Origin of the sequence: Oceanospirillum beijerinckii DSM 7166 (assembly GCF_000422425.1) — a bacterium.
GTDB lineage: Bacteria > Pseudomonadota > Gammaproteobacteria > Pseudomonadales > Halomonadaceae > Oceanospirillum > Oceanospirillum beijerinckii.
Window position 1 is genome coordinate 119,796 of sequence record NZ_AULT01000006.1, and the last position, 21,606, is coordinate 141,401.

A 21,606-nucleotide genomic window follows, 5' to 3' on the forward strand; every position below is an offset into this window, starting at 1 on the left:
ACTGAATCAGACGTTCTACCCTAGCCTGATCAGCCGTTGCTAAACCCAAGCAGCCCCGGCCTCCTGAAAACACCCCTGGCCGGTAACACTGGAGTACATATCCCCTTTGTGAATGAAAACATCAAGTCGATGGTAAAGATCTGTACAGATCTCAAGTTTCCAATAGGAAACAAATTAGACCAATAGAAAACCTGATGCAAGATTTTTTTCCAATTCAGGTCGTATTGCATCATGGAAAAGATAATAAAAATCTTTATTTTCAATGGGTTATTAAGATTGAGTGACATCGTTGGGTGTTGTAAAAATCCCGAAACACCGGCTTATCCACAACAATAAAGGCCGCGCTTAGGTTTCTCAAAGGAAAATAATATCTGGAAAAGCGTGTACGATCGGAAATTCAGAGAAATAAATACTTAAAGGTTCGCCAAGGGAGGGAATTTGGTAATTACGATGTTCCACTCAAAGGCTGATTCAGCGTGAGCCTCACTTCGAAACTAACTCAGGGGAAATATCAGGCTAAATAATCAATTTGATAATAAGATACGAGGATTAAAAGGGCCGAAAAAAGAAGAGAAAAGAAAAAGAAAAGCGGGAAACGGCGCTTACGCCGTCACCCAGATCACTATCGCATCGTCATCACTGGTGGATACCAGTGCATGACCCATCGCGCAATCATAATAAGCAGAGTCACCGGACATCAGCTCAATCGGCTCATAGAACTCGGTATAGAGCAACACAGAGCCGCTTTCCACATACATAAACTCTTCTCCATCATGGCGCACCCACTCAGGGTACTCTTCAAAAGAGCGGGCTCTGACCGTTGTACGATAGGGAATCATCTTCTTTTTAGTCAGCTGAGTCGCCAGCAGTTCATGTTCATAAGTGGGCGTAGGATGCGGTGTACCTTCACCCTTACGGGTAATATCACGACGACCTACAGCTCCCATACCGCGAGTCGGCTCGCTGAACAGCTGTGGGATATCAATCCCTAACCCCTTGACCAACTTATTTACAACGGAAAATGTCGGTGAGATCTGCTCATTTTCAATTTTAGACAGAGTGGAACGGGCAAGGCCGGTCAGCTTACTGGCTTCTTCCAGAGTCAGGCTTTGACTCAAACGAATCTCACGTACCCGCTGCCCTAACTGCAGAGGTTCGACATGAGCTTCAGCATCCGCCTCAGCACGACTAATCTGGACTTTTTCTTCTTTTAAGAAATGTGGCTCGTCAGGCATTTAACTTCTACTCCTTCGCTCCCGGTGTGGCACCAGGATGCTATTTTCAAAAATGGTACACAAGCACAGGTCTCTTTTAAAGAAACAATGTAGTCCCTGTATCAACAAAATATAAATAAGTTTCCTATAGGAAATTTTTGTTGCCAATTATAAAATCTATTGCTAGTCTGAGCCTTAATGGTGCACTCCACTGCTTTTCATGAGAGTTCGGGTCTTAAACGACCCACGATAGGGGTGTCGTCTCTGAGACGAAAAGCAGTGGTTTTTAAGTGTGCAGGCGCTGTTAAACAAGCACTTATACATGGCCGTTTTTCAAAGCCTGCTCTTAATGATGTATCGGTTTATAAAGTATCAACGTGATTTTTACCCACTTAAACAAAAGTATTTCGCTGCAAAATGCAGCACTTTGGTGAAGAGAAACTTTTGTTTGAGTGCTTTGCAATAGAAATAAGTCAGGTCATCAATAAACCCGACATGTCTCCCAGTAATTAAACAATAAAAAATCGGAGGCCAGAGCAATGGCGCTCAGCATCTTTGATCTGTTCAAGGTGGGCATCGGCCCATCCAGCTCTCACACCGTTGGTCCTATGGTAGCGGCCAACCGCTTTCTTGATGAGCTGCGTGAAAAAGACCTGTTAACGGGCACTGCCCGTGTCAAGGTCGATTTATATGGCTCTCTGGCCATGACAGGTGAAGGACACGCCACCGATATCGCTATATTACTGGGCCTGTTGGGTGAGCAGCCCGACTTGGTTAACCCGGATAAAGTCGCTGAATATATTCAGCAGATTGATGAGCAGGGTGAGTTGAATCTGGCTGGCGAGCGCCTGATTCCTTTTAACCGTAAAAGTGATCTGCCCTTCAATTTTGGCGAATCCCTGCCAAAGCATCCAAACGGTATGCGCTTTTATGCCTTTGATGCTGCAGGCATAGTGACTCTGGATAGCATCTACTATTCCATTGGCGGTGGTTTTGTACTGAGTGATGCCGAGGTGGATCAGAAAGGGGCTGCAGGCTCCGATAGCAGTGTACCTTATCGATTCAACAATGGCGTTGAGTTATTAAAAGTTTGTCGTCAGGAAAACCTGAGTATTGCGGATATTGTGCTGGCGAACGAAAAAGCACGCTTGGGCTCAGAAGAGAAAGTAAACGAAGCAGTGCTGAACATCTGGCATGTGATGGATAACTGTATTCGCCGTGGCTACCAGCAAACCGGGATCTTACCCGGTGGTTTAAAGATAAGACGTCGCGCTAACGAGCTGTACCGTGAATTGACGGAAAAGCCGGAAAAAGCGCTGAAAGATCAGCTGTCGGTGATGGATTGGGTCAACCTGTACGCCATTGCCGTGAATGAAGAAAACGCTGCCGGTGGTCGTGTGGTAACAGCCCCCACCAATGGTGCAGCCGGGGTGATTCCTGCGGTGCTGGCCTATTATGACCGTTTTGTTCCGGGTTCCAACGAAGATGGCATCGTACGCTTCCTGGCAACGGCAGCCGCCATTGGCATGCTGTACAAGCAAAATGCCTCAATCTCTGCCGCCGAAGTCGGCTGTCAGGGTGAGATTGGCGTGGCCTGCTCTATGGCTGCCGGTGCACTGTGTGCGGTACTGGGCGGTAACAATGAACAGGTTGAGAACGCGGCCGAGATCGGTATGGAACATAACCTGGGCCTGACCTGTGACCCTGTGGGTGGTCTGGTGCAGGTGCCTTGTATCGAACGTAATACCATGGGTGCTGTAAAAGCGATCAACGCGGCCCGTCTGGCCCTGCGTGGCGACGGTCAGCACCATGTATCTCTGGATTCGGTGATTGAGACCATGCGTCAGACCGGTCTGGATATGCAGGATAAATACAAAGAAACCTCTACCGGAGGTTTAGCTGTAAATGCAGTAGCTTGTTAAAGGGCACACAACCGCAGCGGTGGCATCCCCTCATGTTACCGCAGCTTTTTTAAAATAAGAAACAGAGATAGACACCATGAGCATGAGTGAACTGTACAGAAACGACGCAGTAAGCGAAAAGTTCTTTACCAGTAATCTGGCGGATAGCGATGCGGCAATCAAAGCGGCCATTGAGCGTGAATTCCACCGCCAGGAAGACGGTATCGAGCTGATCGCTTCCGAGAATATCGTCTCTAAAGCGGTAATGCAGGCCCAGGGAACCGAGCTGACAAATAAGTACGCTGAAGGTTACGTAGGTCGTCGTTACTACGGTGGTTGTGAATACGTTGATGAAGTGGAAGCGCTGGCGATTGAGCGTGCCAAACAACTGTTCAACTGCGAGTATGTCAACGTACAGCCTCACTCGGGTGCACAGGCTAACGGTGCCGTTTTTATGGCTCTGCTGCAGCCTGGCGACACTATTCTGGGTATGTCTCTGGATGCCGGTGGTCACCTGACTCACGGTGCACGCCCTGCTCAATCCGGTAAATGGTTCAATGCGGAGCAATACGGTGTTGACCGTGAGACTCAGCGCATCGACTACGATGCGGTTGAAGCACAAGCAGTGGAGTGTCAGCCAAAGCTGATTATTGCCGGTGGCTCTGCAATCCCCCGTCAGATCGATTTTGCTCGTTTCCGTGCGATCGCTGACAAAGTAGGCGCATACTTGATGGTGGATATGGCGCACATCGCCGGTCTGATTGCCACAGGTCAGCACCCTAGCCCGTTGCCACATGCGCATATCGTTACAACGACGACACATAAAACCCTGCGCGGTCCCCGTGGCGGTATGATCCTGTCTAACGATCTGGAACTGGGTAAGAAGATCAACTCTGCGGTCTTCCCAGGTCTGCAAGGTGGCCCTCTGATGCACGTGATCGCCTCTAAAGCCGTGGCTTTTGGTGAAGCATTGCAGCCTGAGTTCACAGATTACATCAAGCAGGTGGTTAAAAACGCAGCAGTACTGGCTGAGACGCTGGTTGAGCGCGGTTGCGATATCGTCACCGGCGGTACTGATACGCACCTGATGCTGGTTGATCTGCGCCCTAAAGGTCTGAAAGGTAACGCCACAGAGGAATCTCTGGAGCGTGCCGGTATCACCTGTAACAAAAACGGTATTCCATTTGATCCTGAAAAGCCAATGGTAACGTCTGGTATCCGTCTGGGTACGCCTGCGGGCACCAGCCGTGGTTTCGGTGAAGAAGAGTTTCGTCTGATCGGCAATCTGATTGGTGATGTACTGGATGGCCTGGCGGCGAATCCGGAAGATAACAGTGCAGCAGAAGAGCGTGTTCGTGCACAGGTTAAAGCACTGTGCGAACGTTTCCCGCTGTACCGTTAATGGATGCTTTACAGCCTAAAAGTACCGTTTTTTACAAATAAAGTGTTGGCAGTACGGTAATAGTGAAAAAAAAGCACTATTGCGCATTGAGTACTGCTAAGTTTTGAAGATAATCACTGGCGGCAGCTGGCCTCACTACTTTCCATCCTGCCATCCAATGTATTTAACACCGAGGATTTAGATATGAGCAACGTACCTGGCAATCTGAAATATGCAGCTTCTCACGAGTGGGTTCTGGACAATGGTGACGGTACTGTAACCGTCGGTATTTCTGACCACGCTCAGGAGCAGCTGGGTGACGTAGTATTCGTTGAGCTGCCAGAAGTGGGTCGTGAAGTAGAAGCGGGTGAAGAGTTCTCACTGGTTGAATCGGTAAAAGCCGCTTCTGACATCTACTCTCCGGTATCAGGTGAAGTGGTTGAAGTAAACGAAGCACTGGAAGATGCCCCTGAAACGGTTAACGAGCATCCTTTTGCAGACGGTTGGATTGCCAAAATCAAACTGGCTGATAGCGCTGAACTGGAAAACCTGCTGGATGCAGAAGCATACGAAGCTAAGGTTGCTGAAGAAGAGTAATTAATTTACCGGAGGCACTGCAGTTAGAAACCCTCCGGTTATGAAGGGCTCAGATTCCAAGTCTTTTGGCGCTGAGCTTTCAAAATAAGATAGCCCCTCTTCTTGAATCTGAAACCAGTCCTGTCCTGGACAGGATTGAATAAGATAAACAAGGATCAGTGTCAGCCACTGAGACTGATCCGATTAAAACAGGTTGGAAAAAATGGCAGTTGATACGCGCGCACTGAGTGAACTGGAACAACACAACGAATTTACTCATCGTCACGTGGGCCCGGATGCAGCAGAGCAACAGGCGATGCTGGACTCACTGGGTGTCAGCACCCTGCAGGAACTGATTGAGCAAACCGTACCGGGCTCTATTCGTCTGGACGACGCTCTGGACATGGATCTGGGTATCACTGAAGTGGCTGCCCTGGCTGAGCTGAAAGCTCTGGCAGACCAAAACACAGTTAACAAATCCTATATCGGTATGGGTTACCACAATACCTTCGTACCGAATGTGATCCTGCGTAACGTTCTGGAGAATCCTGGCTGGTACACTGCCTACACGCCATACCAACCTGAAATTTCTCAGGGTCGTCTGGAAGCCCTGCTGAACTACCAACAGATGGTGATGGACCTGACCGGCATGGATCTGGCAAACGCCTCCCTGTTGGACGAAGCGACTGCTGCTGCAGAAGCGATGACTCTGTGTAAGCGCTCTAACCGCAAGAAGAGCGATCAGTTCTTCGTGGCAAGCGACGTACACCCACAGACTCTGGACGTAATCAAAACCCGTGCAGAATACTTCGGTTATGAGGTGGTTGTAGACTCTGCTGACAAGCTGGGCGAATACGACCCGTTTGGTGTGCTGCTGCAATACCCAGGCACCTTCGGTGATATCACAGATATCGCTGCCGTGGTGACCGAAGCGAAAGCTCAGAATGCGATGGTAGCGGTTGCTGCAGACATCATGTCTCTGGTACTGCTGAAATCCCCTGGCGAGCTGGGTGCCGACATTGTTCTGGGTTCTTCTCAGCGCTTTGGTGTACCTATGGGCTTTGGTGGCCCACACGCCGCTTTCTTCGCCGCGAGTGAAAAACTGAAGCGTTCCGTACCCGGCCGTATCATTGGTGTATCCGTTGATGTCAACGGTAACCAGGCCCTGCGTATGGCGATGCAGACCCGTGAGCAGCACATCCGTCGTGAGAAAGCGACCTCTAACATCTGTACTGCACAGGCACTGCTGGCCAACATGGCAAGCTTCTACACCGTATACCACGGTCCAGAGGGTCTGAAGCGTATCGCTGAGCGTGTTCACCGTCTGACCGCTATTCTGGCTCTGGGTCTGAAAGAGAAAGGTGTTGCCACTAACGATACCTACTTCGATACCCTGACTTTTGCTGCTGATGCAGCGGTTTACCAGAAAGCACTGGATAACGGTTGTAACTTCCGTCAGATCGAAGGTGGCAAGTTGGGTGTAAGCCTGGACGAAACCACAACTGCGGCAGATGTTGCTCAACTGTTCGACATCATTCTGGGCGAAGGCCACGGTCTGGACGTTACTGCAATCGACACAAGCATCACTGCGGGCGCAGAAACCGGTATTAAAGCGGCGATGCGTCGTGAAGATGCAATCCTGACTCACCCAGTATTCAACACGCACCACTCAGAAACAGAGATGCTGCGTTACATGAAGTCACTGGAAAACAAAGATTACTCTCTGGTTCATGGCATGATCCCACTGGGTTCCTGCACCATGAAACTGAATGCTACCGCACAGATGATCCCTGTGACCTGGCCTGAGTTTGCCAACATCCACCCGTTTGCCCCTACAGATCAGACTGTGGGTTACCACAAGATGCTGAGCCAGCTGGAAGAGCAACTGGTAGAAATCACCGGTTACGACGAAATGTCTCTGCAGCCAAACTCTGGTGCATCCGGTGAGTACGCCGGTCTGCTGGCGATCCGTAAGTATCAGGAATCCATCGGTGAAGGTCACCGTAACGTATGTCTGATTCCATCGTCTGCGCATGGTACTAACCCGGCGACAGCAGCGATGATGGGCATGAAAATCGTTGTGACCAAGTGTGATGAAAACGGTAACGTTGACGTTGCTGATCTGGCTGAAAAAGCGGAACAGCACGCAGACAACCTATCAGCACTGATGGTGACTTACCCATCCACTCACGGTGTTTACGAAGAAGATATCGTTGAGATCTGCCAGATCATTCATAAGTTTGGTGGTCAGGTGTATATGGACGGTGCGAACATGAACGCACAGGTCGGTATCTCTAAGCCGGGTCAAATGGGTTCTGACGTATCTCACCTGAACCTGCACAAAACTTTCGCCATTCCACACGGTGGTGGTGGTCCTGGTATGGGGCCTATCGGTGTTAAGAAACACCTGGCCCCTTTCCTGGCCAGCCACAAGGTAAGCCCGGTTGAAGGTTTGAACCCAGAGAACGGTGCGGTATCGGCTGCGCCTTACGGTTCTGCTGCGATCCTGCCGATCACCTGGATGTACAACCGTATGCTGGGTAAAGACGGTCTGAAGCACTCAACAGAAGTGGCGATTCTGAACGCTAACTACCTGACTGAGCAACTGGCTGACCACTACCCAGTCCTGTACCGTGGCCGCAACAACAAGGTGGCTCACGAGTGCATCGTTGATATCCGTCCGCTGAAAGAAGCGTCTGGTGTCAGCGAAGAAGATATCGCTAAGCGTCTGATGGACTACGGTTTCCACGCGCCGACCATGTCTTTCCCTGTTGCCGGTACACTGATGATCGAGCCGACTGAGTCTGAGTCCAAGGCTGAGCTGGATCGCTTTATCGAAGCGATGATTAAGATCCGTGCGGAAGTTGAGAAAGTTCAAAGTGGTGAGTGGCCAGCAGACAACAACCCTCTGGTGAATGCGCCACACACCATGGTTGATCTGACCAGCGCCTGGGAGCGTCCTTACTCACAAGAGGAAGCGGTATTCCCAACAGCACACACCCGTGCCAGTAAGTACTGGCCGACGGTTAACCGTGTCGACAACGTATACGGTGACCGTAACTTTATTTGCTCCTGCCCAAGCATAGAAGCTTACCAGGACTAATCGCAAACCCTTGTCGTCAAGTACTCTCTGTTACCGGCCCTGCACGCCACAAGGCAGGTGCCCGGTACAGAAGTTCTTATTTGCCCCGCACCCTCAGCGGGGCTTTTTTATCGTCAGCCGATACGCTGTTATGATAAGTGATCTTGATTAATTAAAGGCTCATCGACAAAGCTCAAAGCCCAGACTCGATCCACACTGGCATCTCTTTCTTTTGCAGATAACTGACCAAGTTGCTTAACCAATTGCAGGGTATCACTGATATCACCATTACTATTTTTCTTCTGGTTTAGCCAAGCATGAGTGACCAGTGCTTCGACCGTTTCAGTTAAATCCTTAGCGGACTCATCACGCCCTTTTAAGTAGTAAAAATTTGATCCTGTCCCATTATCGTTCATTCTTTGTTCGCCCATCCGTGAGAAAAAGACCAGATTACGTGTATCTTCATCTTCTCTCAGTGCTGAGATTGTGGCGAAGGCTTCTTCATGCTCCGACATATCGATTGGATGAGAATTTTCATTGCCAAACAGGCGTTTGAATCCTGTTGTGGTGATTTCCAGGTAAGCTCTTTGATTACTACGGTCCAGACTACTAAGCTCTGCAGTCATTTTTAATAGTTGCTCATCCGTAAAGCTATAATTTTCTATCAGATCCAAAGTATCTGTCATCATTTCATAGCCCACTTTATAGAAAAAATCATCTATATCGATAATTACTGTTGCGTCATCATCTGGAGCCCTATTACTTAGCTCAAACCCTTTAGTCCAGGCTGCTGTTTCCTTCGAAACAGAACTCAGAAACTCAAGTAGTTGGCCCTGGACATCATCAGAGAGATTATGATTTTGTAATGTGCTACTTACTCGATCTCCCAGCGATTGATCTAAACTATAAATTTCCAGAAGGTGGCTCTGATTTGTTGCACTCAATTGTTGCAGGTTATTGATTAAGCGCTCAGGATTATCATGATTCTTTAATTGCCCGACAAAATTAACAAGATCGTTAGCTGTTTGCCTGATCTCCTTAGTATGCCCATTTTGCGTATAAGTTTGCTGACTGTCTCCCGGGTGAACTTTACTGGCATATTGTACTGCCTGGTCCAGTATCTGCTGGCGCAGCTCAGGTTCAGCAGCAGAAACGATATCCATAAAGTCAGACATGGCATTGGCTGGGGATAATATGTCGGCTCTGTACATAATTCTGAGTTCGGCTGAAGTAGCTAAACCAATGAAAGCGTCTATGGCCTTATTCAACTCCTCATCCGTCAGGCTATTGGCGAATTCAGTGAACTGATCATTTTCCATCAGATCAATATTTAAACGGCTATTTCCTCTTATTGCATGTTGCTGTTCAGGGCTAAGACGCTCCAATACAGCATCAATTGCTTCTTGTCGTTCTGCAGAAAAGTAATGCCCGTGCCCCGAGGAATCCAGACCTGCATAGATGAACTGTGTGCCATCTTTTTCTTGTGGTTGCCTTGACTGGGATGCAAGTGTTTCATTATCGATGGCATCAATCGACTGGCGTATGCCTGTAGGAGCTGAGAGTTGGGATTGGTTAGGCTGAGTGCTGGCCCCAGTTTTAAAAAAACGATTGAATAGGTGGCTGGATGAGATATCCATAAAAACACTCCTTGTATAGTCCATTTCTGAAAAATCCTGCTTCCAGATTTATATCGGCATTAAACACCCTTTCAGCATAATGAATTGACGGTTTAATTAATCAGAATTTGCTGATTTAGAAAATAAAAAATCCGAAGGGGAAATCCCCTTCGGAAAGAATACGCCAGGTAGGGAGTTCAGGTCCCACCTGACGTAGACACTGGACCTCGCGAGAAGAACCAGTAGAAAGCGTTAATCGGTTTTAACGGAGTGCCGATCAGGTGAATGAGTTCAGGCCAGTTCAACCTCTTCAACATTTTCGATTTCAGTTTCAGCAACCGGGGTACGAATCAGATAATCAAATGCGCCCAGCGCTGCATTAGCACCATCACCCATAGCGATAATAATCTGCTTGTATGGGGAGTCGGTGACATCACCGGCTGCAAAGACACCAGGAATATTGGTTTCACCACGACGGCCGACCACAATTTCACCCCGAGGTGTCAGTTCTACACCTTCGTTGCCCTCTGACTTCAGGAACTCAGTGTTTGGCACCAGACCGATCTGAACAAAGATACCGGCCAGCTCAACCTGTTTGCTCTCACCACTGACACGATCGGTGTAATTCAGGCCTGTAACGCGTTGACCATCACCGACCACTTCTGTGGTTTGGGCCTGCATAATGATGTCGATATTACCCATGGAGCGTGCTTTCTTTTGCAGCACTTCATCAGCGCGCAGTACATCACTGAACTCCAGTACAGTCACATGCTCTACAATACCGGCCAGATCAATCGCGGCTTCGATACCCGAGTTACCACCGCCAATGACCGCGACACGCTTGCCTTTAAACAGCGGACCATCACAGTGTGGGCAGTAGGCCACGCCTTTGCCACGGTATTCCTGCTCGCCCGGAACGTTCATCTCTCTCCAGCGGGCACCGGTAGCCAGCAGCACGCTGCGGCTTTTCAGAATCGCACCGTTTTCCAGTGTCACTTCAATCAGGCCACCCACTTGTTTGGCACCTGTGACAGCGGAAACCGCTTGGTTCTGCATGATATCCACATCGTAATCACGCACATGCTCTTCCAGCTGAGCCACTAAACGTGGACCTTCAGTGGCTTTTACTGAGATAAAGTTCTCAATGCCTACTGTATCGGCAACCTGACCACCAAAACGACTGGTTACCAGACCGGTACGCAGACCTTTACGGGCGGTATACACCGCAGCGGCAGAACCCGCAGGACCGGCACCTACGACCAACATATCGTAGGCTTGTTTGGCGTTCAGGCTTTCAGCTTGACGCTTAGATGCTCCGGTATCCAGTTTGGCAAGAATCTCAGACAAAGTAGTACGGCCCTGGCTGAAGTTTTCACCATTCAGGTAAACCGATGGTACTGCCATGACGTTGCGTTCGTTGACCTCATCCTGATTCAGCGCACCATCAATCATCACGTGATGAATATTCGGGTTGATCACCGCCATCATATTCAGTGCCTGCACCACATCCGGGCAGTTCTGACAGCTCAGAGAGATATAAGTCTCAAAGTTGTACTCGCCGTCCAGATTGCGCACCTGTTCGATTACCTCTTCATCCAGTTTCATCGGATGACCGCCGCTGTGCAGCAGCGCCAGCACCAAAGAGGTAAATTCGTGTCCCATCGGGATACCGGCAAAACGCAGCTCACTGCCTTTTTCTACCGAGCGAACTATTAGAGTCGGTTTACGCTCACCCTGATGTTGTTCACCGGCTTGGGCGATGCTGACTTTGTCGGACAGAGAAGCAATCTCATCCGCCAAAGCCGTTAATTCTTTCGCTTTTACACTGTCATCGGATACGGTGATCAGCTCAACCGGGGTTTTCAGGTTCTGCAGGTAAGTTTGCAGCTGTTGTTTCATTGCATTGTCTAACATGGAAACTCTCCTGTTTATTGATGGAATCACTGGAGGCTGACGGCCGGTAGTTTTCAAGATAGTTGGTCAAACACACACCAGTGTTTAATGCTGATCAGTCACGGGATCAGACACCCCGTATCCGTGAATGAAACAGGCTATTTCTATGAACAAAATTCTATGAACAAAAAATAGTGCTGTTTCCGGTTGACCTATGGAGTACCTCCCAGCGGGAGGCCTCCATAAGAGCACAAGGATGGTCAGGCTTAGATTTTGCCAACCAGATCCAGAGAAGGAGCCAGAGTCGCTTCGCCTTCTTTCCATTTAGCCGGACATACTTCACCTGGGTGAGCAGCAACATACTGAGCCGCTTTGATCTTACGCAGCAGGTCGTCTGCATCACGGCCAATACCTTCAGCAGTGATTTCCATCGCCTGGATCACACCTTCAGGGTCAATCACGAAAGTGGCGCGGTCTGCCAGACCCATACCTTCACGCATTACACCGAAGTTGTTGGTGATGTTGCCGGACTGGTCGCCTACCATGTAGTAGTTGATCTTGCCGATTGTTTCAGAGCTGTCGTGCCATGCTTTGTGAGTGAAGTGAGTATCTGTCGATACAGAGAACACCTCTACGCCCATCTCTTGCAGCTCTGCGTATTTGTCTGCAACGTCGCCCAGTTCAGTAGGACATACAAAAGTGAAGTCCGCTGGGTAGAAGAAGAAAACAGCCCATTTACCTTTTACATCTGCTTCAGTGATCTCTACGAATTCACCTTGTTTGAAAGCAGTGGCTGCAAATGGCTTGATTTCAGTGTTGATTGCTTGTGGCATGGTAGTGCTCCTATCTCTTTAACGTTCAGCATTTCGCTGTTTTAACTTCAGGGTTAGTCTCTTAACCGGCCCTGTTTCGTTGAGTTCGGAGTTAGTTTATCCAGTCAGCTAAGAAAGATTAAATCGATTATGGTTATTTTAATGATAGGTAAAAGCTATCATTAAAATAACATACCCTGGATCTATGCTTGATAAGATACTGAAACAGGTTAAATCACGATCCAGCCTTTCACAAAAACCTATCATTACAATCGCTTTTTTGCAGATGACTTCACCGCCTGCAAACGCCTACACTAAGCTTTTCTATCATTCGGTTTAGGATATGTCCGATAAAAAGCCCGAGACAGTGCGCTCGCCAGAATTCCAGCTGAACTTTGTTAACGAGAAGTCTTTTCTGGCCGCACCGGGAGAGACTCTACTCTGTCAGGCGCTGAAAAATGAGATACCACATGTGCATGAATGCGGTGGTCAGGGCCGGTGCTCAACCTGCCGGGTTGTGGTGGAAGAGGGGCTGGACAATCTGACGCCGGAGACAGAAGCCGAGCAACATATTAAGAAGCATAAGAATCTGCCACCTTATGTGCGCCTGGCCTGTCAGACAAAGGCGAAAGGGCCTGCCAGTGTACGTCGGTTGGTGCGGGATAACTTTGATATCTCTCAGGCGCTGGAGAACGGCTTAAAGCCTAATGCTGAGCGTAAAGAGATTGCGGTGATGTTTTCCGATATCCGTAACTTTACCGAATTCAGTCAGCAGCATCTGCCCTATGATGTTTCCCATATGCTGAATCGCTATTTTGCGGCCATGATTGATGTGGTGCAGGCCTATGGTGGTTATGTCGATAAGCTTCTGGGTGACGGCATTATGGTGCTGTTTGGTTTGGATGCAGACCGGGATACTCACCCGTGTGATGATGCGCTAAAAGCCGCTGAACAGATGCAGCTGGAGCTGGTCAATCTCAATCAGTACTTTCAGGAGGCCTTTGATTACCGCTTTAAGATAGGGATCGGTATCGACTATGGTCCTTCGCTGACAGGTTTCTTTGGCAGCAAGAATCAGCAAAGCTTTACCGCTTTAGGTCCCAGAGTCAATCGCGCCTCACGTATTGAAGCCTTGTGTAAAACCTATCAGTGTACTCTGTTGATTTCTGATCAGGTAAAAGCGGCTGCCCGGGAAAGCTATTCCTATACTGAGTGTTACGATGTATACCTGAAAGGCATCCGGGAAGCGACCCGGATCTGGCGTTTATCATCGCCTATACCTGAACATCAGGGGAGCCATGGCAATTATGAAGAGGAGTCATTAATGGATATTGAAGTGGATAATCTGCCCCATGTGATTGGTAGTCCTGCGATTGCCGTTGCCGCCAGTTATCAGGGCGATCAGTTGGCGCTGCATATTGGCCAGGTTCAGCTTTACTCAGATAACAGTTTAACGTTCTATGTGCCTAACGGTCATCGGTTACAGGCCGGTGAGTATCTAACCCTGCATCTGGATAACCGTACTGGTGTTGATGAGTTTGATGCGGAGCTGCGGGTGTTTCGTACCTCTTATAAAGGTGTTGTCACAGAGGTCATTGATGGTTTAACCCTGCGTTTAACCTTTAGGGATTTCAGTCTGGTTTATGGTGTTAGCGAAGTACTGGCAGCCAGGCAACCGGATTACCAGTTCCCGCCGGACGGTCGTCCATTGCAGGCTTTACCTGAAACACCGTTAACCGAGATGCCTGAACTGAACGATGAGGAACATGAGAATAAAATCGGCGTGCTGGTAACCCGCACACCGGAACAACCTCACACCACCGCCATGGCGTTTTTATCCACCAAGGAAGACGATATTTTTATTATCTCTTTCCCATCGACCTTCAAAGTGCAGCAACTGCAGAAAGATAACCGCTGCTGTTTTGCCATTGATGAGCGCGCCAACTTTACCTTTGAAAATGCCATTGACTGGAACTATGTACTGATTGATGCCGAGGCCTACGAAGTGCCGGTGGATCACCCGATCTATCAACCGGTGAAGTCCGCATTTATTGATAAAAACCCGTGGGAAATCGGTTTCTTTGCCGATCCTAATGTGCGCTTGTATCACCTGAAATGCTTAAGCACCGTTTGCCCGGACCGCAAGTGTTGATCATAAATAGCATGCTTTGATGCAGCGGATCGAAACAAGCAAAGTCACGGTATCCCTGGAACCAAAGATGACTGTATCAAAGATGGCTGCATCAAAGATAACTGTATTAAAGAGCCCTTAATGGGCTCTTTTTCGTGCCTGCCTAGGTGTCTGGCCGAAGTGCTTTTTATAGGCGCGGGACAGACTGGAGGCATCGGAAAAGCCCAGCTCTTCAGCAATGGCCAGTTGGGACAAGGATGTGGTTTGTAGCAGCTCTCTGGCTTTCTGCATACGCCGCTGCGCTACGTATTGTTGCGGAGCCATAGCAAACTGGCGATTAAACAGCGTATAAAAGTGACTCTGGCTGAGATAGAAGTGATCTGCCAGTTGCTGATTATCCAGCGGTTCTGACAGATGACGGTCAATCAGACGGTTAAGCTGCTGTTCATCAATACGGGACTGACTACCAATGGAAGTGATGATTTCGGGTTCAATCGTCTCTCCCGGCATACACAATTGCAGGAGTAACAGGGGCAGTAGCTGGCAGCTTAATGCGGCGGACACCCTATCGTTTCTCTGTTGCAGACGGGTGGATGCAAACTCCAGTAAGGGGGCGGTACCTGCGGTAATCTGTGCAAAACGCGGAGTTTGTAACCAATCCTGATACAGAGCGATATCGGAGCTTTGTTCGATAGCACTGACCAGAGGATCAGCATTGGGAATGTCCAACACCAGCAACTCACAATCATCACTTAAGCCATGAAACAGGTGTGACTCCTGGCCGGGCACAATGGCAAAGGAGCCTTGTGTCAGGTAATTTCCACCGCCATGGAGCAACTCACAGGCCATCCGCCCTTTCCAGCCAATCAGAATTTGGGAAAAGTCGTGGCAGTGCTGTCCACTTTGGTGAGCAATCCGGTTACGTCGAATCAGGCTGTGCATGGAGTTCGATCTGTTTTCAGGCAAATTAAGATGATGGAATAAACCGTCAGTTCCGCTTCAGTGCATCCTACCACTTGTCGAAACCTGCTTTTTAGCCTAACACCATCCTTTGAGCAACGTCTATATGGGCCACAGAGATGTGCGTCCATATGGGTTTTAAGCCTAGAGTCAGGCTGCTATATGGGCTTTCAGGCTATCTCAGTAACACAAATCCGACAGAAACAGAGCCTGGGTCAAAAACAGCAGAGAACCGGTCAAAGACCTGCCCCGTAAGCTTGCTAACATGCCAAAGATCATAATACAGAACAAAAAAGCAGAGAGCTTACGATGCAAATTGATGCACAAGACGTTTGTCGTTTACTGCCCTGGCATGAGTTGATTCAGGCGCTGGAAGATATTTTTACCCGCAAAGTTGGTGCGCCTGTACGTCACCACCACACCATGCCTGTACCGGGTGATCCTGATGCGACCTTACTGCTAATGCCCGCCTGGTTAGAGGGTGAATACCTGGGCGTAAAACAGGTTAACGTGTTTCCGGGCAATAACAACCGGGGCCTGCCAGGTCTGACCAGCCACTATACCCTTAGCTGTGGCAAAAGTGGCCGTCCTCTGGCTCAGCTGGACGGTAATGAGATCACTGCTCGTCGTACCGCGGCAGCTTCTGCCATGGCTTCCCGTTATCTGTCCCGTGAAGACACCCACAGCATGCTGATGGTGGGTGCAGGTCGCATGGGCCAGCGCTTGATTCCTGCCCATATGAGTGTTCGCCCAATCAACAAAGTATGGGTATGGGATCGCTCTGAGCAGGCTTCACAAGCCTTAGTGGATCAGCTGGTTGCACAAGATATTGATGCTCAGGTTTGCCCTGTTGCTGATTTGGCCAATGTCGCCGGTCAGGTGGATCTGATCAGCTGTGCCACTATGGCGACTGAGCCACTGATTCTGGGGGATTGGTTAAAGCCAGGAACCCATCTGGATCTGGTCGGCAGTTTTACCCCTGAGATGCGTGAAGCGGATAACCGTGTTATGCAGCGGGGCCAGATCTTTGTGGATACCCGCGCCGGTGCCTTGTCTGAAACCGGTGATCTGATCAGCCCTATTCAGCAAGGGGCTATTAGTGAAGCGGATATTCAAGCGGAATTCACTGAACTTTGCTCTGGTCAGCATAAGGGTCGTGCCCAGCTGGATGACCCGACGCAAAGCATCACCGTATTTAAATCCGTGGGTGACTCCAGAGAAGATCTGGCAGCGGCCATTCTTGCCTATCAACGGGCTCAATAAAGTCTGACACGGGTACTTTAACGCCATTCCCTGACCAGGGTTATAACGCGACTCAAGGCCTGCCAAGTCAATGGGGATCGTTAACGATCCCTGCTACCCGCCCGGATCTTCGGGCGGGTAACCGATGTACCTATGGTACTCAATAAAACAATAAAACCATTCCAAAAACACAACCCTCGGACTTCAGTCCCCGGAGCATTAACAATGACGAATAATAAGTCTCCTGATCTCCCTATGCCGTCGGTCAGTATCGCGCTGATCCCTATTCTGTCGACCATCGCTTTACTGGGTATCCAGATCTTCTATTACGATGATTTTACCCCTCATATTGCACTGGCTATCGGCTTTGCCATTACCGCTATTGTCGGTTGGGCTCAGGGCTATCGCTGGAAGGATATTGAGAAAGGCGCGTTTCATGTGATTCATGTGGCGATGCCTTCTATCGCTACTTTGATCGTAGTAGGTATGCTACTGAGTACCTGGATCGCCAGTGGCACGGTGCCGACCCTGATCTATTACGGTCTGGATGTGATCGATCCGGCCTGGTTCCTGGCTGCGACTATGCTGCTGTGTTCAGTGGTGTCTCTGTCGATTGGTTCCAGTTGGACGACCGTAGGTACGGTGGGTTTGGCTCTGGTGGGTATCGGTACTGCGTTTGATGTGCCTCTGTACTGGACCGCTGGCGCTGTGGTGTCCGGTGCCTTTTTTGGTGATAAGATTTCGCCGCTGTCAGATACCACAAACCTGGCTGCCGCGGTGACCGAAACCAATGTCTTTGATCATATCCGCAATATGATGCCGACCACGGTGCCTGCCATGGTGATCGCTTTTGTGATTTATCTGTTGGTCGGTGGCACCAGTGCTGATAATAGCCAGCTTGAGCAGATCAATGCGTTTCAAAATGGTTTAGCAGAGCACTTTGATCTGGGTTTTCTACCTCTGTTGCCATTGATCATCGTTATGTCTCTGGCCTTTTTTAAGGTGGCTCCCATCCCCGCTTTGTTTATCGGCTTTGTTTCCGGTGCCTTGGTTGCTTGGGCAAACTACGACTACAACCTGAATCAGCTGCTGAGCTTTGCTCACGGTGGTTTTAGTATTGAAACTAATAACGATGCGTTAAACAGCCTGCTGAATCGTGGTGGTGTCTCCTCCATGACTTGGGTCGTAACCCTGATGATGTTTGCTCTGGCTTATGGTGGTGCACTGGAACGTACCCGCTGTCTGGAAGCGATTGTGGATAAGCTGTCTCACCTGACCCGCAGCTATCGAGGTCTGCAGACGAATGCCATTCTGACATCGATAACCACCAATGCGGTATCCGGTGATGTTTACCTGTCTATCGCTCTGCCGGGTCGTATGTATGGCCCTGAATATGATCGTATCGGTTACAGCCGTCTGAATCTGTCCCGTGCCATTGAAGAGGGCGGCACTTTGGTATCGCCATTGATCCCCTGGAATGCCGGTGGTGCTTTTGTCATTGGCGCACTGGGTCTGACCGTAGCCTCCGGTGATTACAGTAACCTACTCTATGCGCCACTGGCTTTTGCCTGCTGGCTCTCTCCGGCCATCGGAATCTTCTATGCGCAAATGGGGCTGTTTTCACCAAAAGCAAAAGACAGTGATACGGAAGCTCGTCAGAGCACAAAAGAAACTGCAGAAGCCTGATCATAAGGGCTGCGTTGTAAAAACAGCACTGCTTAGACTTATACCATTCCAGATAAGTTTCTTGATATCAGAGTAGGTTGGATAAGCGGAGCGCCATCCGACGCTGACTCCGATACCGGATGATTGTCGGAAGGCGCCTTGCGGCTTTTCCGACCTACAATCACTTCTCTGGTTCACAATCACTTCTCTGGTTTGGTATTGCTCGGCTCAAACTAGCCGGGCAACGATCAATCAGTCAGGAAAGATTATGACGATACATACTTCTCTATCACCTACGGATTCCGCGTCATCCCTGCATGAGGCATTAGGCTCCAATCCAAAGACAGAGAAAACACTGGCGATTATCGGTGCCGGGGTGGTGGGTTTATGCTGCGCACTGCAAGCTCAGGCCAGGGGCTATCAGGTCACTTTGTTTGATCGCGATCTACCGGGTAAAGGCGCATCTTTTGGTAATGCCGGTTATCTGGCGACCGAACTGATTGATCCTCTATCCACTGTGGATACCCTAAAACAGGCCCCGCGCTTGTGGCTTAACCCCAAAGGCCCGGTTTGTCTGCCGTGGAACCACCTTTTAAAGGTGTTGCCCTGGCTGGGTCGCTTTATTAAAGCGGCCCACCCCGATAATGCCAGGCATAGCCGGGAAGCTCTGACTCAGCTAAACCGTGAGTCAGTACCTGCATGGCAGCGTCTGCTCAGCAAGGTCAATGCACAGGATGAGATCGTACATGCCGGTTATCTGCTGGTTTGGGAGTCTGCACAGAAAAAAACAGCTGCGCAGCAGCATATGCGTTATATGCAGGCCGTCGATATTCCCTGCGAGTACGTGGAAGGTGAAGCGCTGGCGAAACTGGAGCCGGAACTGGCGCAGCAGCTCAGTCATGGGGTGTATTTTCCACAAGCGAGCCGGGTAAAAGAGCCTTATCAACTGTGTGTAAAACTGTTCCAGGCGTTTACCGATCAAGGCGGGCATTTTATTCAGGCGGAAGTGAATCAGTTGGTGCCTGAAGCTACCCTGGATAGTGGTGTTGCAAAAAAACAGGTGCGGATTAAAACGGTATGTGGCCAGACAGGTGCAAGCTGCTCATTAACCAGTGAACTATCTTCCGAGCATCGTTTTGATAAAGCGCTACTCTGTACCGGAGCCTGGGGCAAAAAGCTGCTGGCTGATTTAAACCTCAAGGTGCCGCTGGAAGCCGAACGGGGCTACCACATCACCCTGCCAAACCAGCAGCACAAACTGAAACACGCCATTGGCTCTGCGGAACGTCGTTTTGTTTTAACACCATTGGATTCAGGCCTGAGAGCGGTGGGGATGACAGAACTGGGCGGCTTAAAGCGAGGTCCGATTCAGCGTCGTTTTAATGTGCTGAAGCACCATACTCAGCAACTGCTACCGACTCTAAAATCCACTATAGAAAAGGATTGTGAGCAGTGGATGGGACATCGTCCAACCTTACCGGATTCTTTGCCCGTCATTGATCAACACCCGGAACATAGCCAACTGCTGTTTGCCTTTGGTAATCAACACCTTGGCTTGACTCAAGCGGCTGCCACGGCAGAGCTGATACTGGCAATTTCCGAACAGGAAAGCCCCTTTATGCCCACTCACTACTTTTCGGTATCCCGGTTTTAATCCACTCAGAATTTTTGGGACATATAAATCGTTTACCTAAAGTGCGGCTCTGCCGTTTTCGCCGGGTGCTGCCCGGCTTTTTTGACTCTGCTTTACCCTGCTTTTCAACATTCAAAAAACACTTTCCACAGAGATGCTGTATTGGCTTGTGGATAAGTTGATGATAACTTTTCCAACGCTAATAACCATCGGCCTGTGCTATGTCTGGTTGAATTTTGTACAGGACTAAAACCCAGCTTTCCGGTATGATAATGCGCCTTGATTTACCAGTCATTTGACCTGCATGTCACCATGAGGATATCAACCCTATGTCCGCAGACAACACCCTTACTCCTACTCTGGAACTGGCTTTTGATCTGATCAGTCGCCGTTCGGTTACCCCGGAAGATGCCGGTTGTCAGGAGCTGATGATTCAGCGCCTGGAAGCCATAGGCTTTACCGTGGAACGTCTGCGTTTTGGGGAGGTGGATAACTTCTGGGCCCGTCGTGGTACTGAAGCCCCTGTGCTGGCTTTTGCCGGTCACACAGATGTAGTGCCTACAGGCCCTGAAGCCCGCTGGGATCACCCTCCGTTTGAGCCGTGCATTGGCGAAGATGGTATGCTGTATGGCCGTGGTGCTGCGGATATGAAAGGCAGTCTGGCATCTATGGTTATCGCCTGTGAAGAGTTTATCGCTGAGCACCCGGATCACAAAGGCTCGATCGCCTTTTTGATCACCTCTGATGAGGAAGGTCCAGCGGTTAACGGTACCGTAAAAGTGGTTGAACATCTGGAAGCCCGTGGCGAAAAGATGACTTGGTGTATTGTGGGTGAACCGTCCAGTACCGATCATACAGGCGACATTATCAAAAATGGTCGCCGTGGTTCTCTGGGCTGCAAACTGAAGGTACACGGTGTACAGGGACACGTGGCTTATCCACATCTGGCCCGTAACCCAATTCATGAGGTGGCCCCGGCATTGGCAGAACTATCCACTGAGCACTGGGACCATGGTAATGACTACTTTCCGGCGACCAGCTTCCAGATCTCCAATATCAATGGTGGTACAGGTGCAACCAATGTCATCCCCGGCGATGTGGAGATTGTCTTTAACTTCCGCTTCTCTACCGAACAGACAGTCGATAGCCTGAAGATGCGTGCTGAAGGTATTCTGGACAAGCATGGTATTGATTATGAAGCCAACTGGACAGTCAATGGTCTGCCGTTTTTAACGCCGGAAGGCACGCTGGTGAACGCCTGTCGTGAGTCTATTAAAGACGCCACCGGTATTGATACCGAGCTGTCGACCTCTGGCGGTACATCAGACGGTCGCTTTATTGCTCCAACCGGTACTCAAGTGGTTGAGTTGGGCCCTTGTAATGCCACTATTCATAAAGTGAATGAACACGTATTGGCTGATGATCTGAATAAACTGACCGGTATCTATCGTGGTATTCTGGAGCACTTGTTAGTTTAAAGCCCCGCTGGTCTAAGGCTTG

At 49.5% G+C, this 21,606-nt stretch carries 14 protein-coding genes; 9 read left to right on the top strand and 5 right to left on the bottom strand.

The features are described from left to right. Nucleotides 1-602: 602 nt before the first annotated feature. The gene (locus tag H579_RS0101320) at nt 603-1,235 is read right to left on the bottom strand and encodes a helix-turn-helix domain-containing protein (RefSeq protein WP_028299159.1); all 633 of its coding nucleotides are present in this window, start codon (nt 1,233-1,235) and stop codon (nt 603-605) included. Nucleotides 1,236-1,753: 518 nt separating this feature from the next. On the opposite strand from H579_RS0101320, the gene H579_RS0101325 reads away from it, so the two are divergent. The 4 genes from H579_RS0101325 (at nt 1,754) to gcvP (ending at nt 8,175) form a co-directional block, all read left to right on the top strand. After that, the gene (locus tag H579_RS0101325) at nt 1,754-3,136 is read left to right on the top strand and encodes an L-serine ammonia-lyase (RefSeq protein ID WP_028299160.1); all 1,383 of its coding nucleotides are present in this window, start codon (nt 1,754-1,756) and stop codon (nt 3,134-3,136) included. A 76-nt stretch (nt 3,137-3,212) separates the two neighbouring features. Continuing rightward, a complete protein-coding gene (glyA, locus tag H579_RS0101330; RefSeq protein ID WP_211224643.1) occupies nt 3,213-4,517 on the top strand; it encodes a serine hydroxymethyltransferase in 1,305 nt (434 codons plus the stop codon). Between the two features lie 183 nt (nt 4,518-4,700). Then, nucleotides 4,701-5,093: a glycine cleavage system protein GcvH gene (gene gcvH, locus H579_RS0101335; protein WP_028299162.1), complete on the top strand. Its 393-nt coding sequence runs from the start codon at nt 4,701-4,703 to the stop codon at nt 5,091-5,093. Between the two features lie 202 nt (nt 5,094-5,295). Then, complete coding sequence (gene gcvP, locus H579_RS0101340) at nt 5,296-8,175, top strand: aminomethyl-transferring glycine dehydrogenase (protein ID WP_028299163.1); 2,880 nt, start codon at nt 5,296-5,298, stop codon at nt 8,173-8,175. A gap of 128 nt (nt 8,176-8,303) precedes the next feature. On the opposite strand, the gene H579_RS0101345 is transcribed toward gcvP, so the two are convergent. The 3 genes from H579_RS0101345 to ahpC form a co-directional block, all read right to left on the bottom strand. Further along, nucleotides 8,304-9,791: a hypothetical protein gene (locus H579_RS0101345; RefSeq protein ID WP_028299164.1), complete on the bottom strand. Its 1,488-nt coding sequence runs from the start codon at nt 9,789-9,791 to the stop codon at nt 8,304-8,306. 270 nt (nt 9,792-10,061) lie between these two features. Beyond that, nucleotides 10,062-11,684: an alkyl hydroperoxide reductase subunit F gene (gene ahpF, locus H579_RS0101350; RefSeq protein ID WP_028299165.1), complete on the bottom strand. Its 1,623-nt coding sequence runs from the start codon at nt 11,682-11,684 to the stop codon at nt 10,062-10,064. A gap of 245 nt (nt 11,685-11,929) precedes the next feature. After that, on the bottom strand, nt 11,930-12,496 hold the full coding sequence (gene ahpC / locus H579_RS0101355) for an alkyl hydroperoxide reductase subunit C (RefSeq protein WP_028299166.1): 567 nt from the start codon (nt 12,494-12,496) through the stop codon (nt 11,930-11,932). A 322-nt stretch (nt 12,497-12,818) separates the two neighbouring features. Between ahpC and H579_RS28380 the strand changes: the two genes are divergently transcribed. After that, nucleotides 12,819-14,627: an adenylate/guanylate cyclase domain-containing protein gene (locus H579_RS28380; RefSeq protein ID WP_084623779.1), complete on the top strand. Its 1,809-nt coding sequence runs from the start codon at nt 12,819-12,821 to the stop codon at nt 14,625-14,627. Nucleotides 14,628-14,744: 117 nt separating this feature from the next. On the opposite strand, the gene H579_RS0101365 is transcribed toward H579_RS28380, so the two are convergent. After that, a complete protein-coding gene (locus H579_RS0101365) occupies nt 14,745-15,548 on the bottom strand; it encodes an AraC family transcriptional regulator (RefSeq protein WP_028299168.1) in 804 nt (267 codons plus the stop codon). A gap of 327 nt (nt 15,549-15,875) precedes the next feature. On the opposite strand from H579_RS0101365, the gene lhpI reads away from it, so the two are divergent. The 4 genes from lhpI to dapE all read left to right on the top strand — a co-directional run bounded on the left by lhpI (nt 15,876) and on the right by dapE (nt 21,584). Continuing rightward, nucleotides 15,876-16,829, top strand: a complete 954-nt coding sequence (gene lhpI, locus H579_RS0101375) for a bifunctional Delta(1)-pyrroline-2-carboxylate/Delta(1)-piperideine-2-carboxylate reductase (RefSeq protein ID WP_028299169.1) — start codon at nt 15,876-15,878, stop codon at nt 16,827-16,829. A 204-nt stretch (nt 16,830-17,033) separates the two neighbouring features. Then, a complete protein-coding gene (gene nhaC, locus H579_RS0101380) occupies nt 17,034-18,494 on the top strand; it encodes a Na+/H+ antiporter NhaC (protein ID WP_028299170.1) in 1,461 nt (486 codons plus the stop codon). Nucleotides 18,495-18,741: 247 nt separating this feature from the next. Further along, complete coding sequence (locus tag H579_RS23805; protein ID WP_084623781.1) at nt 18,742-20,127, top strand: NAD(P)/FAD-dependent oxidoreductase; 1,386 nt, start codon at nt 18,742-18,744, stop codon at nt 20,125-20,127. 308 nt (nt 20,128-20,435) lie between these two features. Beyond that, nucleotides 20,436-21,584, top strand: a complete 1,149-nt coding sequence (gene dapE, locus H579_RS0101390; protein WP_028299171.1) for a succinyl-diaminopimelate desuccinylase — start codon at nt 20,436-20,438, stop codon at nt 21,582-21,584. Nucleotides 21,585-21,606: the final 22 nt, after the last annotated feature.

What these genes read in the sequence shown, in the direction of transcription:
- H579_RS0101320 (WP_028299159.1), bottom strand. Translation starts at nt 1,235, where the DNA reads ATGCCTGACGAGCCACATTTCTTAAAAGAAGAAAAAGTCCAGATTAGT.
- H579_RS0101325 (WP_028299160.1), top strand. Translation starts at nt 1,754, where the DNA reads ATGGCGCTCAGCATCTTTGATCTGTTCAAGGTGGGCATCGGCCCATCC.
- glyA (WP_211224643.1), top strand. Translation starts at nt 3,213, where the DNA reads ATGAGCATGAGTGAACTGTACAGAAACGACGCAGTAAGCGAAAAGTTC.
- gcvH (WP_028299162.1), top strand. Translation starts at nt 4,701, where the DNA reads ATGAGCAACGTACCTGGCAATCTGAAATATGCAGCTTCTCACGAGTGG.
- gcvP (WP_028299163.1), top strand. Translation starts at nt 5,296, where the DNA reads ATGGCAGTTGATACGCGCGCACTGAGTGAACTGGAACAACACAACGAA.
- H579_RS0101345 (WP_028299164.1), bottom strand. Translation starts at nt 9,791, where the DNA reads ATGGATATCTCATCCAGCCACCTATTCAATCGTTTTTTTAAAACTGGG.
- ahpF (WP_028299165.1), bottom strand. Translation starts at nt 11,684, where the DNA reads ATGTTAGACAATGCAATGAAACAACAGCTGCAAACTTACCTGCAGAAC.
- ahpC (WP_028299166.1), bottom strand. Translation starts at nt 12,496, where the DNA reads ATGCCACAAGCAATCAACACTGAAATCAAGCCATTTGCAGCCACTGCT.
- H579_RS28380 (WP_084623779.1), top strand. Translation starts at nt 12,819, where the DNA reads ATGTCCGATAAAAAGCCCGAGACAGTGCGCTCGCCAGAATTCCAGCTG.
- H579_RS0101365 (WP_028299168.1), bottom strand. Translation starts at nt 15,548, where the DNA reads ATGCACAGCCTGATTCGACGTAACCGGATTGCTCACCAAAGTGGACAG.
- lhpI (WP_028299169.1), top strand. Translation starts at nt 15,876, where the DNA reads ATGCAAATTGATGCACAAGACGTTTGTCGTTTACTGCCCTGGCATGAG.
- nhaC (WP_028299170.1), top strand. Translation starts at nt 17,034, where the DNA reads ATGACGAATAATAAGTCTCCTGATCTCCCTATGCCGTCGGTCAGTATC.
- H579_RS23805 (WP_084623781.1), top strand. Translation starts at nt 18,742, where the DNA reads ATGACGATACATACTTCTCTATCACCTACGGATTCCGCGTCATCCCTG.
- dapE (WP_028299171.1), top strand. Translation starts at nt 20,436, where the DNA reads ATGTCCGCAGACAACACCCTTACTCCTACTCTGGAACTGGCTTTTGAT.